At 65.2% G+C, this 12,854-nt stretch carries 14 protein-coding genes; 5 read left to right on the forward strand and 9 right to left on the reverse strand.

Features of this window, described 5'->3' with window-relative positions; all coding sequences use genetic code 11:
* The first annotated feature begins 124 nt into the window (after window positions 1-124).
* Window positions 125-1,030 (forward strand): alpha/beta fold hydrolase, encoded by a 906-nt coding sequence (locus ACFQX9_RS10960; RefSeq protein ID WP_377788342.1) that lies wholly within the window; start codon window positions 125-127, stop codon window positions 1,028-1,030.
* On the opposite strand, the gene ACFQX9_RS10965 is transcribed toward ACFQX9_RS10960, so the two are convergent.
* On the reverse strand, window positions 1,027-1,485 hold the full coding sequence (locus ACFQX9_RS10965; RefSeq protein ID WP_204512384.1) for a nucleoside deaminase: 459 nt from the start codon (window positions 1,483-1,485) through the stop codon (window positions 1,027-1,029). The genes ACFQX9_RS10960 and ACFQX9_RS10965 overlap by 4 nt on opposite strands.
* A 120-nt stretch (window positions 1,486-1,605) precedes the next feature.
* Here ACFQX9_RS10965 and ACFQX9_RS10970 point away from each other — a divergent pair, with 120 nt between their 5' ends.
* Window positions 1,606-3,765 (forward strand): pseudouridine synthase, encoded by a 2,160-nt coding sequence (locus tag ACFQX9_RS10970; protein ID WP_166517539.1) that lies wholly within the window; start codon window positions 1,606-1,608, stop codon window positions 3,763-3,765.
* 2 nt (window positions 3,766-3,767) lie between these two features.
* Window positions 3,768-4,322 carry a 16S rRNA (guanine(966)-N(2))-methyltransferase RsmD gene (gene rsmD / locus ACFQX9_RS10975; protein WP_018453470.1) on the forward strand — a complete coding sequence of 185 codons (555 nt, stop codon included), beginning with the start codon at window positions 3,768-3,770 and terminating at the stop codon, window positions 4,320-4,322.
* 9 nt (window positions 4,323-4,331) lie between these two features.
* On the opposite strand, the gene mutL is transcribed toward rsmD, so the two are convergent.
* Window positions 4,332-6,143, reverse strand: a complete 1,812-nt coding sequence (gene mutL / locus ACFQX9_RS10980) for a DNA mismatch repair endonuclease MutL (RefSeq protein WP_018453471.1) — start codon at window positions 6,141-6,143, stop codon at window positions 4,332-4,334.
* A gap of 264 nt (window positions 6,144-6,407) precedes the next feature.
* Here mutL and ACFQX9_RS10985 point away from each other — a divergent pair, with 264 nt between their 5' ends.
* Window positions 6,408-6,725, forward strand: a complete 318-nt coding sequence (locus tag ACFQX9_RS10985; protein WP_377788349.1) for a ribbon-helix-helix domain-containing protein — start codon at window positions 6,408-6,410, stop codon at window positions 6,723-6,725.
* Window positions 6,726-6,872: 147 nt separating this feature from the next.
* On the opposite strand, the gene ACFQX9_RS10990 is transcribed toward ACFQX9_RS10985, so the two are convergent.
* The 4 genes from ACFQX9_RS10990 to ACFQX9_RS11005 are packed head-to-tail and all read right to left on the reverse strand — an operon-like array spanning window position 6,873 to window position 9,840.
* The gene (locus ACFQX9_RS10990; protein ID WP_085350087.1) at window positions 6,873-8,441 is read right to left on the reverse strand and encodes a GMC family oxidoreductase; all 1,569 of its coding nucleotides are present in this window, start codon (window positions 8,439-8,441) and stop codon (window positions 6,873-6,875) included.
* A 29-nt stretch (window positions 8,442-8,470) separates the two neighbouring features.
* On the reverse strand, window positions 8,471-9,019 hold the full coding sequence (locus ACFQX9_RS10995) for a gluconate 2-dehydrogenase subunit 3 family protein (RefSeq protein WP_204512381.1): 549 nt from the start codon (window positions 9,017-9,019) through the stop codon (window positions 8,471-8,473).
* A gap of 38 nt (window positions 9,020-9,057) precedes the next feature.
* The gene (locus tag ACFQX9_RS11000) at window positions 9,058-9,453 is read right to left on the reverse strand and encodes a VOC family protein (protein WP_018453475.1); all 396 of its coding nucleotides are present in this window, start codon (window positions 9,451-9,453) and stop codon (window positions 9,058-9,060) included.
* Window positions 9,454-9,840 carry a cytochrome c family protein gene (locus ACFQX9_RS11005; RefSeq protein WP_018453476.1) on the reverse strand — a complete coding sequence of 129 codons (387 nt, stop codon included), beginning with the start codon at window positions 9,838-9,840 and terminating at the stop codon, window positions 9,454-9,456. It lies immediately after the preceding gene.
* 305 nt (window positions 9,841-10,145) lie between these two features.
* On the opposite strand from ACFQX9_RS11005, the gene ACFQX9_RS11010 reads away from it, so the two are divergent.
* Window positions 10,146-10,454 carry a hypothetical protein gene (locus ACFQX9_RS11010; protein ID WP_085358069.1) on the forward strand — a complete coding sequence of 103 codons (309 nt, stop codon included), beginning with the start codon at window positions 10,146-10,148 and terminating at the stop codon, window positions 10,452-10,454.
* A gap of 62 nt (window positions 10,455-10,516) precedes the next feature.
* Here ACFQX9_RS11010 and arfB read toward each other — a convergent pair whose 3' ends face one another.
* The 3 genes from arfB to ACFQX9_RS11025 form a co-directional block, all read right to left on the reverse strand.
* Complete coding sequence (arfB, locus tag ACFQX9_RS11015) at window positions 10,517-10,933, reverse strand: alternative ribosome rescue aminoacyl-tRNA hydrolase ArfB (RefSeq protein ID WP_018453479.1); 417 nt, start codon at window positions 10,931-10,933, stop codon at window positions 10,517-10,519.
* 113 nt (window positions 10,934-11,046) lie between these two features.
* Window positions 11,047-12,414: a pitrilysin family protein gene (locus tag ACFQX9_RS11020; protein ID WP_018453480.1), complete on the reverse strand. Its 1,368-nt coding sequence runs from the start codon at window positions 12,412-12,414 to the stop codon at window positions 11,047-11,049.
* Window positions 12,411-12,854 (reverse strand): M16 family metallopeptidase (locus ACFQX9_RS11025; protein WP_377788357.1); only part of this gene is annotated, 444 nt, incomplete at its 5' end. The genes ACFQX9_RS11020 and ACFQX9_RS11025, both read right to left, overlap by 4 nt.

Genomic DNA, 12,854 nt, shown 5'->3' on the forward strand with positions numbered 1-12,854 from the left:
ACTCCGAAATTATGTAGGCGGTTGTTGGACTTAGCTACTGTGCATGGGGTTGTTTTTCGACTTTTTGTTTTGGGGCATTCTCAACACCGAACAGATCCCACGCTGACAGATAAGGATGCACAAGATGTCCGATCTCGCCGACCTCTATCCCGGCTTCGCCTCCGAATGGATCAATACCTCCTTCGGCCGCATCTTCGCCCGCGTCGGCGGCAAGGGACCGCCGCTGTTGCTGCTGCACGGCTTCTCCGAGACCAACGTGATGTGGCACCGCGTGGCGCCGCAACTGGCCGACCAGTTCACGCTGATCATCGCCGATCTGCCCGGCTATGGCTGGTCCGACATGCCCGAGAGCGACGCGCTGCACATGCCCTACAGCAAGCGCGCGATGGCCAAGGCCATGATCGAGGCGATGGAGCGGCTCGGCCACGTGCACTTCGCGCTCGCCGGCCACGATCGCGGCGGCCGCGTCTCGTATCGGCTGGCGCTCGATCATCCCGGCCGGCTGTCGAAGCTTGCGGTGCTCGATATCCTGCCGACCTATAATTACTGGGAGCGGATGAACCGCGCCTATGCGCTGAAGATCTATCACTGGACTTTTCTGGCGCAGCCCTATCCGCTGCCGGAGACGCTGGTCGCGAGCAACGGCGAGTTCTTCCTGCGCTTCAAGATGGCGAGCCAGACCAAATCGAAGACGCTCGATGCGATCGACAAGCGCGCGCTCGAACACTACATCGCCCCGTTCCGCGATCCCGCCCGCGTCCACGCGATGTGCGAGGATTATCGCGCCGGCGCCTATTTCGACTACGATCTCGACAAGGCCGATTTCGAGGCCGGCAAGAAGATCACCATTCCGATGCTGGCGCTGTGGGGCAATGCCGGCGTGGCGCAAGCCGCCGCCACCCCGCTCGACATCTGGAAGCAATGGGCGACGAACGTCGAAGGCATGCCGGTGGATTCGGGGCACTTCCTCACCGAGGAGAACCCTGACGTCACCGCAAAGGCGCTGCGCGAGTTCTTTGCCGCGCCTTAGCGCCGCTCCCGAAAGAAGTCCTTGAGCAGCCGCGCCGCCTCGCTTTCGCCGACCCCGGAATAGACATCCGGGACGTGATGGCAGGTCGGCTGCGTGAAGAACCGCACACCTGATTCAACCGCGCCGCCCTTGGGGTCGGCGGCGCCGTAATACAGGCGCCTCACCCTTGCAAACGAGATCGCGCCCGCACACATGGTGCACGGCTCCAGCGTCACGTAGAGGTCGCAGTCGACCAGACGCTCGCTGCCGATCTTTTTGGCCGCCTCGCGCAGCGCCACGATCTCGGCATGCGCCGTGGGGTCGTAGTCGGTCAGCGTCCGGTTCGCCGCGGTGGCGATGACCTCGTAATTGCGGACCACGACACATCCGATCGGAACTTCGCCCGCCTTTCCGGCGTTTTCGGCCGTTTTGAGCGCCAAATCCATGAAAGAGGGGGCTTTCAAGCCTCGTATCATCGCGAGAAACCTGCTAGTAGCTGCGCCTTCAGCAGAAGTGCTTGACCGAATTTGCCTGAGCATGCGGCTCGAGACGAGCGCGCACAATGCTTTCTGGCCATCCCCTGAGTGAGATTATTCATGCCTCGCGACAGCGACAAAGACAACGATTCCCGCGGCCGGCGTGATCGCGGCCCGGCCAAGGGCGGCCCCGCCAAGGGCCGCTCCGGCAAGCCACGCGGACCCGACAAGAAGTTCGCCAAGCGCGGCCCTCCCGGGGACAAAGGCGACGCCCGCCCGCCCCGCGGCGACCGCGACAGCCGTCCATCATTCCGCCGCCGCGAGGAGGGCGATGCCCCGCGCCGCGACTTCAGCGACCGCCCGAAATTCAATCGCCAAGACCGGCCGCGTGAAGACCGGCCGCGCGGCGAGGATCGTGGCGAGCGCAGCTTCAAGCCGCGCGGCGATCGTCCCTTCAAGCCGCGTGAAGACCGTCCGTTTTCCGATCGTCCGTCGCGCGACGGCGAGAAGCGCCCGTTCAAGCCCCGTGGTGACCGCCCATTTTCTGATCGCCCCTCGCGCGATGGCGACAAGCGGCCGTTCAAGCCGCGCGGTGATCGCCCGTCCTATGGGCGTGATGACCGTCCGCCGCGCAGGGATCGCGACGATTCCCGTCCGGCCGGCCGAACCGGTGACGCGAAGTTTGGCGACAAGCGACCTTACGCGCCGCGTGGCGACCGTCCGGAACGCAAGTTCGACGGCGAGCGGAAGTTTTCGCGCGGCGCACCGGACCGCAATCGCAGCGAGCGCAGCGATTCAAAACCCTGGCAGAAGCGCGATGCGGCGCCTCGCGGCGACCGGCCGCCGCGCAAGGACTTCAGCAAGGGTCCGCGCAAGGATTTTGGCGGCAGCGACCGCGGTGGGGACAAGCCCTGGCAGAAGCGCGACGATCGGCATGGCGGTGGCGAAGACCGTCCGCGCTTTTCCCGTTCGCGCGACGATCGTCCATCGGGTGATCGTCCGTTCCGCGAGCGGCCCAAATTCGATCGCCCCAAGTTCGATCGTCCACGCGATGATCGTCCGAGGTTCGATCGCGGCGGCGATCGCCCGAAATTCGATCGTCCGCGCGAGCGTTCCGAGGGCCGTTCCGACTGGCACGAGCATCCCCGCAGCGAAGCGCGTTCCGGCGATCGTCCACGCCGCGAAAACGAGGACGAGAGCAGGATCTTCGAGAAGCGTCCGGCCTTCGGCGGTCGCGGCGCCTATCGCGAGCGCGATCGTGATTCCGAGCGGCGGCCGCGCCGCGAGGAAGAGACCAAGCCGAAGAAGGCCGGCGAGCGTATCGCCAAGGTGCTGTCGCGCGCGGGCCTCGCCTCGCGCCGCGATGCCGAGGAGATGGTCACGCAGGGCCGCGTCAGCGTCAACGGCCGTGTCATCAATTCGCCGGCGCTCGACATCACCTCGAACGATGTCGTCACTGTCGACGGCAAGCCGTTGCCGGAGCGCGAGCGCACGCGGCTGTTCCTCTATCACAAGCCCCGCGGCCTCATGACGACGCATGACGATCCCGAGGGCCGTCCGACCGTGTTCGACAATCTGCCCGAAGGTCTGCCGCGGCTGATCAGCGTCGGCCGGCTCGACTTCAACACCGAGGGCCTGCTGCTGCTCACCAATGATGGCGGGCTCGCGCGCACGCTCGAGCTGCCGGACACCGGCTGGCTGCGCCGCTACCGTGTCCGCGCCCATGGCGACGTCACGCAGGCGCAGCTCGACGAGCTGAAGAACGGCATCGAGATCGAGGGCATCAAATACGGTCCGATCGACGCCACGCTGGAGCGTGACCAGGGCGCGAATGTCTGGCTGGTTTTCGCGATCCGCGAGGGCAAGAACCGCGAAGTGCGCAACGTCTGCGCTCATCTCGGGCTCGAGGTGAACCGGCTGATCCGGGTCTCCTACGGCCCGTTCCAGCTCGGCGAGGTCCCCGAGGGCCAGGTCGAGGAGATCAAGTCCCGCGTGCTGCGCGACCAGCTCGGCGAAAAGATCATCGAGAAATCGGGTGCGCAGTTCGACGTGCCGCAGAAATCTGCCTCGCATGAGGGCGACGACGTGCCGCGCGAGAAGAAGCCGGCGACCAAGCGCGGCGTGATCAACGACCGCAAGGGCCGCCGCGTGCTGGTGCAACGCACCGGCAGCGAGGAAGCGCGCGAGCGCAACGAGGCTGAGGCGAGCGGCTACGGCCCGCCGCGCCGTCCCAAGCGCGGCTATCACGGCAAGCGCGATCTGGCGCCGAAGGAGGACTGACGTTGCGCGTCGTCGGCGGTCGATTGAAGGGGCGCAATCTGGCCTCACCGTCCTCGCGCGACATCCGCCCCACGGCGGACCGCCTGCGTGAGTCCGTGTTCAACATCCTCGTGCACGCCTATGACGATCCGATTGCGGATGCGCGCGTGCTCGATCTCTTCGCCGGCACCGGTGCGCTGGGAATCGAAGCGTCTTCACGCGGCGCGAAGTTCACGCTGTTCGTCGACAACGGCGCGGAAGCGCGCGCCCTGCTGCGGAATAATGTCGAGACGCTGGGCCTGGGTGGCGTGACAAAAGTCTATCGCCGTGATGCCACCGATCTCGGGCCTGCGCATCCGGTCGAGCCGTTCTCGCTGGTGTTCCTCGATCCGCCCTATGGCAAAGGGTTTGCGGAGAAGGCGCTTGCGAGCTTGCGCGACGGGGGCTGGCTCACGCCGGGCGCGCTGCTCGTGGTGGAAGAGGCGAAGGCTGCGCAGTTCGTCACGCCGGAAGGCTTCGAGGAATTGGAGCGGCGCGCTTATGACGACACGGAGTTCGTGTTTTTGAAGCGGCCGTAATTTCGAACGTTACCGTCGCCCGAACAGCTTCTCGACATCCGACAGCTTCAGCTCGACATAGGTCGGCCGGCCGTGATTGCACTGGCCGGAGTTCGGGGTGTCCTCCATCTCGCGGAGCAGGGCATTCATCTCCTCCGGTCGCAGCCTGCGGCCGGCGCGCACCGAGCCGTGGCAGGCCATGGTGGCGGCGACGTGCATCAGGCGGCGCTCCAGAGGCAGCGCCTCGTCCCACTCGGCCATGTGCTCGGAAAGATCGCGCAACAGGCCGCCGGCGTTGGTCTTGCCGAGCAGCGACGGCGTCTCGCGCACCGCAACCGCGCCGGGGCCGAAGGATTCGATCGCAAGGCCGAACGACGCCAGCTCCTCGCTGCGCTCGAGCAGGCGCTCCACCGTGGCCTCGTCCATCTCGACGATCTCGGGGATCAGCAGGATCTGCCGCTGCACGCCGTTGGCCGCCAGCGAGGCCTTCAGCCGTTCATAGACGATGCGTTCATGCGCGGCGTGCTGGTCGACGATGATCAGGCCGTCGCGGGTCTGCGAGACGATATAGGTCTCGTGGATCTGGGTGCGCGCAGCGCCGAGCGGGCGGTCGACCAGGTCACTGACTGGCTGGGATTCGATCCGCACGTCCGCGCTGGGTGCGCCGACATCGAACGCGGCCTGTGCGCGCTCGGCGAAGGCCGGCACGGCGGCACCGTCGAATGACGGCATCGGCGCGACCGGGGCGGATGGCGACTGGCGCCAGTCCCAGCTTGCCGGGCGCGGCGTGAATGCGGGGCGGAACGAGGACAGCGCGCTTTCGCCGCTGTTGGCGGCGGTGCGCCGGCCCTCCCGCGCAAGCCCGTCCTTCAATCCGTGCACGATCAGCGCGCGGACCAGGCCGGCGTTGCGAAACCGCACCTCGGTCTTGGCCGGATGCACGTTGGCGTCGACCTCGCGCGGATCGAGCGTGACAAACAGCGCCAGCACCGGATGGCGGTCGCGCGGCAGATAGTCGGCATAGGCCCCGCGGACTGCCCCTAGGATCAGCTTGTCGCGCACCGGGCGGCCGTTGACGAAGAGATATTGCCCGAGCGCGTTGGCTTTGGTCAGCGCCGGCGCTGCGGCATAGCCGGCGACCACCACGCCCTCGCGCTCGGCATGGACCCCGATGGCATGGCTGCGGAACTCCGCCCCCAGGATGTCGCCGAGACGGGTCAGGCGACCGGCGACGCCGGGCAGCGCCGCAGCCCAGGTCACCGGCGCGCGCTCTTCGCCCGCGAGCGTGAAAGCGATTTCGGGTCGCGCCATCGCGAGGCGCCGCACCACCTCACGGATCGCTTCCGCCTCGGTCCGGTCGGTCTTCAAGAACTTCAGCCGCGCCGGCGTCGCGTAGAAGAGGTCGTTGACCTCGACCCGCGTGCCGTGGGCCAGCGCCGCCGGCATGATCTCGGATTTCTCGCCGCCCTCGACATTGAGCGCCCAGGCGTGCGGCTCGCTGGCATGCCGCGTGGTGATGGCAAGCCGCGCCACGGAGCCGATCGAGGGCAGCGCCTCGCCGCGGAATCCGAGCGTGCGGATCTGCAGCAAGTCCTCGTCGTCGAGCTTGGAGGTGGCGTGACGCTCGACCGCCAGCGACAGGTCCCTGGCGGTCATGCCGCCGCCGTCGTCGGTGATGCCGATCCGCCGGCGTCCGCCGCCATCGGTAAAGACGTCGATCCGGCTCGCGCCGGCGTCGATGGCGTTCTCGACCAGTTCCTTGACCACGCTCGCGGGACGCTCGACCACTTCGCCGGCGGCGATGCGGTTGACGACCTGTTCGGGTAATTGGCGGACGGGCATGAAACTCGATTTTCGGCTTTGATCTTGGGCTTCGATCTGGATTCGCGGAGAACGCCATTCTAGGCCGTGTTGCGTCAAAAGCATGTGTTGGGCAACAGGAACGTGGCGGGCTGGGGAAAAGGGCTATCTATCGCATTGATGGGATTGGACGTTCGAGAAAATCGCGCAACCGGGATGGATCGATCTCCGGCTGCCGTCCCGATTGTGGGGTACCGGGCTGCGGTGTAGCATCGCGAAAAAACGGCAACAGGACGGGAGGACGCCATGTGCCATCTCTTCGCGCATCAGCCGCAAGGCGACTACGAATCCCAGACCCGCTCCTTACGGATCGGCGGGCATTGCACCTCGATCCGTCTGGAAATGGCGTTCTGGGACACGCTGGAGGAGATCGCGGCCAAGGAGAACATGAGCGTCGGCAAATTCCTGACGACGCTCTACAACGAGGTGCTCGACCATCACGGCGAGGTCAATAATTTTGCCTCGTTGCTGCGCTGCTCCTGCCTGATCTATCGTTCCAAGACGGCAGCGCCGGTGCAGGCGTTCAAGACGACGGTTGCGCCCATCCTCGATGCAGCGGAATAGCCCTGATGTCGTCCTGGCGAAGGCCAGGACCCATACCGCGGAATCCATCAGCGATGGGCGGTATGAGTCCCGAACAACAAGCCTTCGCCGAACTCCTTCCCGGGGCAATGGGTCCTGGCTTTCGCCAGGACGACGAACGAGATTGGATCAAATTTCCTTCTTCTGCATCGCACCCGCAATGTAATCCGCCTGCCGGATCGCCAGCGAGACGATGGTCAGCGTCGGATTGCAGGCTGCGCCGCTGGTGAACTGGCTGCCGTCGGAGACGAACAGGTTCTTGACGTCGTGGCTTTGCCCGAACTTGTTGACCACACCATCCCTGGGCTTCTCGCTCATCCGGTTGGTGCCGAGATTGTGCGTGCTCGGATAGGGCGGTGTCGGATAGCTCACGGTGGCGCCGACGGCGTCGTAGACCGCAGCGCCCTGCTTGTAGGCGTGCGCGCGCATCGCGAGATCGTTGGGATGATCGTCGAAGTGCACGCTTGCGACCGGCTGGCCGAACTTGTCCTTCACGACAGGATCGAGCGTGATGCGGTTGGTTTCCTGCGCCATGTCCTCGCCGACCAGCCACATCCCGGCCATCCTGGGATAACCGTCGAGCGCGGCGGTGAACGGACGTCCCCAGGCGCCGGGGTTGAGGAACGCCGCCATGAAGGGCAGTCCGAGCGACAGCGTCTCCATCTCGTAGCCGCCGACGAAGCCGCGCTTCGGATTGTTGGCGGCCTCGTCGCGGATGATGCCGGCCATGGTGGTGCCGCGATACATGTGCACCGACTTCTCGAACACGGCATAGACGCTACCGGTCATGTGGCGCATGTAATTGCGGCCGACCTGACCGCTTGAGTTGCCGAGGCCGTCGGGGAACATCGTGGATGCGCTGTTCAACAGCAGCCGTGGGCTTTCAATCGAATTGCCGGCGACCGCAACGATGCGTGCCTTCTGGCGCTGCATTGCACCGCTCTCGTCGGCGTAAACCACGCCGGTGACTTTGCCGGCGGCATCGTGCTCGATCTTGACCGCCATGCTGGCGGGGCGAACCTCGAGATTGCCGGTCGCCTCGCCCTTGGGTATCTCGGTGTAGAGCGTCGACCATTTCGCGCCGGACTTGCAGCCCTGGAAGCAGAAGCCGATCTGCTGACAGGCGCCGCGTCCGTCGCGCGGCTGGCTGTTGATCGCCATGTTGCCGGTGTGCACCGTCTTGTAGCCGAGCTTCTTTGCGCCGGCCTCCATCACTCTGAAGTTATTGTTGCCGGGAAGTCCGGGAATGCCGTTGGTGCGGGTCACGCCCATCTTGTTCTCGGCCTTGGCGTACCACGGCTCCATCTCCGCGAGCGTGACCGGCCAGTCCAGCAGGTTGGCGCCGGGAATGTTGCCGTAGGTGCTCTTCACCTTGAACTCGTGCTCGTCGAACCGCAGCGACGCGCCAGCCCAGTGTGTGGTCGAGCCGCCGACCGCCTTGACGATCCAGGCGGGAAGACCCGAGAAGTCTTTTGCGACGCGCCATGATCCCGATGTGGTGCGCGCATCGGTCCAGGCGAGCTGCGAGAAACTCTCCCACTCGTCATTGACGAAGTCCTGATTCTCGATGCGGGGACCTGCTTCGAGAATCACGACCTTGACGCCCTTCTGTGCGAGCTCGTTGCCCAGCGTGCCGCCGCCGGCACCGGAGCCGACGATCACCACAACGCTGGAGTCGTTCAGATCGAATTTTGCCATATGCGTTCTCCTGAACCGTTGGGTGAGCCTTAAGCCTTCGGCAGCCAGTCGATGTCGGCGAAGCCGCGGTTGATGTAGCCGCCGTGTTCGGCGGAGGAGCCCTCGTAGCCGAACCGCGGCCAGACGTCTTTCTGGTTGTAGAGAGAGACGACGAGGTCGCCGCGCACCTTCTGGAAGAAGTCGCTCTGCTCGATCTCCTTCAAAAGCACCACGCGGTCGGCTTCCCAGGGCACTTCGACATAGGGCGCCTTGTGGCGATCACGCGCGTTCTGATCGAGCCTGGTGATGCCGTCGCTGATTAGCGCCTTGACGGCGGGGTCCTTGGCGGCCTTTCCGTCCCACGGCTTGATCGCGGTGATGTAGTAGCTGTCGCCGAGGACGTCGTGTGGATAGATATCGCGCGCGACTTTCAGCAGCGTCTTCATCGTCGCGGGCGAAAGCGCGCTTGCCTCGTCGGCCCAGGCGCCCTCGATGCTGACGGCGATGCTGGTCGCGACTGCCGCGACCGGCACGGCGGCCGCGGCGCCCTTGAGAAAGATGCGGCGGCTGTGCCTGCTTCGACGATCGACTTCTCTCATGGCATTCCTCCTTTTATGATTTTGATTTTGTGGTTCGATCAGTTGAAACGTCCGCCGCGCTGGATCACCTCGATCTTGTAGCCGTCGGGATCGCTGACGAAGAAGAAGCGCGCCAGCGTTTTGCCGTCGTGCTTGAAGTCGCGCAGCGGACCCGGTGCGAGCTTCTCACGCTCGAAGCGGGCATGTTCGGCATCGAGATCCTCGACCACCACGGCGAGATGTCCGTAGCCGTCGCCGAGCGCATACGACTCCTTGCGATCGAAATTGACCGTCAGCTCCAACTCGAAGGGTGAGGAGGGGTGACGCAGATAGATCAGGGCAAAGTCTGCGAACTTCAGACGGTCGGTGACTTCCAGGCCAAAGGCCCGTCTGTAGAAGTCGAGCGAGCGCGCCTCGTCGAGTGCGCGGATCATGGAATGGACCGGCTTTGCCACTCAGTTCTGCTCCTTAAGAAAGGCGATGATGGCGGCGCGCGTCTCCGGCTTCGCCTGCCGGTAGACCATGACCACGCCGGGAATCACGGCTTGCGGATTGGTCAGCCATGCGTCGAGCTTCGTCTCGTCCCAGGCGAAGGCTGCTTTTGCGAGGGGCTCTGAATAGTGAAAGCCTTCGACCTTGCCGGCGGGCCGCCCGACGATCCCGACCAGCGGCGGACCCTGCCGCACCGGTTCTGACAGGTTCGTGGTGTGGCACACCGCGCATTGCTGCTTGAACAGTGTTGCGCCATCCGGCGGCTTTGCAGCCGGCAAGGGCATCTGCGCCTCGGCCACCCGCACCACCAGCACCACCGCGGTGCACAATCCCAGCACGATCGCGCGCATCGTCAAAAGTCCGCCCGTCGACGTCAATTCAGCGTGCGCAAACTCTAGGCGCGGCAAAACATGCGGTGGTAGTAGCGGGCTGTTTCGCTGCGTGCGGAGGTGCACGCGGGTGCGTTGTTCCGCGCTGCCGTATATGCGGAGGACAATTCCGCGAAACCGCCGTCAAATCCCTAAACGATCACCACACGAGACAGGTTGCATTGCGGTCGCGCCGTTCGAGCTCGTAACGCGATGGACTGGTTCGGCTCAGACGGACGGCGCATCAAGCCGCCGAACCGATCATCGCGAAAATCCAGGAGAAATGGATGAAGTTGGTGAAGACCTCCGCAATCGCATGCGCCGTCTCGGCTCTCATTGTGACACCGGTTCTCGCGCAAGGTACGTCGTCTGGCGCGAGGCCTAGCGGCACCGTGCAAAGCAAACCGATGCAAGGCAGCACAATGGGCAGCGGCGACGAGGAGATGAGCGCCCAGCCGGGCGCGGCGGGCGAGTCGACGGGCATGAAGCCGACGAAGGGCACCAGGGGCACGGTTGGCACCACGGGCAGTGCTGCACACAAAGGGACCGCCGACGATTCCGCGACGGGCGGTGCAGCCACGGGCAAGCGCTACTAGCCAATGGAGTGAGACGGCAGAACTCCGGTCGCCCTGCGGCCGGAGTTCTTTTGCAGTCTCTGCTAGTCGTCGAAACCGCGCCCGCGCTTCGACTTGATGTCGCTGCGGTGTTTCTTGCCCTCGAGCCGGCGCTGCTTGGAGCCAAAGGTCGGCTTGGTCGCGCGCCGCGGCTTCGGCCGGATCATGGCTTCGCCGAGCATCTCCGTAAGGCGGTCGATGGCGTCCTGGCGGTTGCGCTCCTGGGTGCGGAAGCGTTGGGCCTGGATCACGATGACGCCGTCCTTGGTCATGCGCTGCCCTGCGAGCCGGGCGAGGCGCAACGCGGCATCCTCCGGAAGCGTCAGCTTCCGGGTGTCGAAGCGCAATTGCGCCGAGGTCGCGACCTTGTTGACGTTCTGCCCGCCCGGGCCGGAGGCGCGGACAAAGCCGATCTCGATGTCGTCCTCGTCGATGACAAGATCGCGGGATATCCGCAGCATGGTGGCACCATTCGTGATGCCCGGACATATCCCGGACGCCCAAGTTCGGCAATGGCGCCCCCAAATGCAAATGGCCGGGCGAGCCCGGCCATTTCAGAAGGGTATGGAAGACGTCAGTTCGACTTCGTCGCCGGTGCGGCTGCCGGTTGCGCCGCGGCCTGCGGAGCGCGGCCGACGACGACGGTCAGGAGGCCCTGGCCCCAGAGGCGCTTTGCGGCCGCCTTGGCGTCGTCCATGGTGACCGCATCCACGACGGCGTTGCGCTTCTCGATATAGTCGATCGGCAGCTTGTCCTGCTGATATTGCAGCAGCGCCTGCGCGAGCTTCGAGGAGGTGTCGAGCGCCAGCATCTGCGAGCCCTTGAGGTAGGATTTGGCCTCGTCGAGCTCCTTCTGCGTCGGGCCTTCCTCGGCGATCCGGCGCACCTCCTTGTCGATGGCATCGATGGTGTCGCCGGCACGGTCGGCGCGGGTGCCGGTATTGCCGATGAAAACCGCCGAATGCTCCATCCAAAGCAGTGATTCGAACACCGAATAGGCGAGCCCGCGCTTCTCGCGCACCTCGCGATAGAGCCGCGAGGACAACCCGCCGCCGCCGAGGATGTGGTTGACGACATAGGCCGCCATGAAGTTCGGATCGCTGCGCTTCACCCCGGGACCGCCGAAGGTGATCACGGTCTGGGGCACGTCGAGCGTCACGAAGGCGCGTTGCGGCGGCTTGGCGGCCTCGACGTCGGGGACGGGCACGAGATTGGCCTTGGCCGGCAGGCTACCAAATGTGTGGTCGAGCAGCTTGCCGAGCGTATCGGGATCCACGTCGCCAACCACCGCGATCTTGAGCGTGTCCTTGGCGAGCACGCGGCCGACATAATCCTTCATGTCGGCAACCGTAATGGTCGGAACGCTGTCGAGGTTGCCGTTGGACTGCCGACTGTAGGGATGATCGCCAAAGGCAACCTCCAGGAATTTGCGGCTCGCGAGCGAGGTCGGGTTGGTTGTCTCGCGGCGCAGGCCCGAGATCACCTGCGAGCGAATGCGTTCGACGTCGGCAGTTTCGAAATGCGGCGAGGTCAGCGCGCTCCGCAGCAGGTCGAAGGCCTCGTCCTTGTTGTCGCGCAGCATGCGCAGGCTGCCGCGGAACGTGTCGCGGGTGGCGCTGAAAGAGAGCTCGATGGCACGGCGATCGAGCCGCTCATGGAAGGTCTTGGAATCGAGATCGCCGGAGCCTTCGTCGAGGAGATCGCCGACCAGATTGGCGACGCCCGATTTGTCCTTGGGATCCTGGGCCGAACCGCCGGCAAAGGAATATTCCATGGCGATCAGCGGCACGGTCGCATCCTGCACGAACCAGGCCTCGATGCCGCCCGGCGAGGTCAAATGCTGGATCTTCGCCGCCGCCTGTGACGGCGAGACGGTAGCGAGCGCGAGTGCCGCGCCGGTGGCAAAGGAGAATGCAACGCGTCGAAGGAAGGGATAGGTCACGAACGCTTCTCCTCGCGCTTGGTGGTCGCGGTGTCTTTGATCAGATAGCCCGTCACCGAGCGCTTCTTCTCGAGCCATTTCTGCGCGACGGTGCGGACCTGCTCGGCGGTGACGGCGCGGATGCGATCTGGCCAGCTCCGGATGTCCTCGATCGACAGGCCCGTGGTCAGTGCGCCGCCATACCAGCGCGCCAGCACCGCCTGGTTGTCCTGGGCGTAGATCGCCTCGGCGATGAGCTGGGTCTTGACCCGCTCGAGATCCTCGGCGCGGATCGGATTCTGCGCGATGTCGGCAATGACGCCGTCGACCACCTGCTCGACCTCGGCGAAGCTGACCCCGGATTTGGGCGAAGCCGAGATCGCGAACTGGGTCGGGTCGAGCGAGATGCTCGAATAGCTGGCGCTGGCGGAGACCGCGAGCGGCTTGTCCACCACGAGCGC

It is taken from the genome of Bradyrhizobium sp. GCM10028915, assembly GCF_042666195.1.
In the GTDB taxonomy this organism is placed as follows: domain Bacteria; phylum Pseudomonadota; class Alphaproteobacteria; order Rhizobiales; family Xanthobacteraceae; genus Bradyrhizobium; species Bradyrhizobium canariense_D.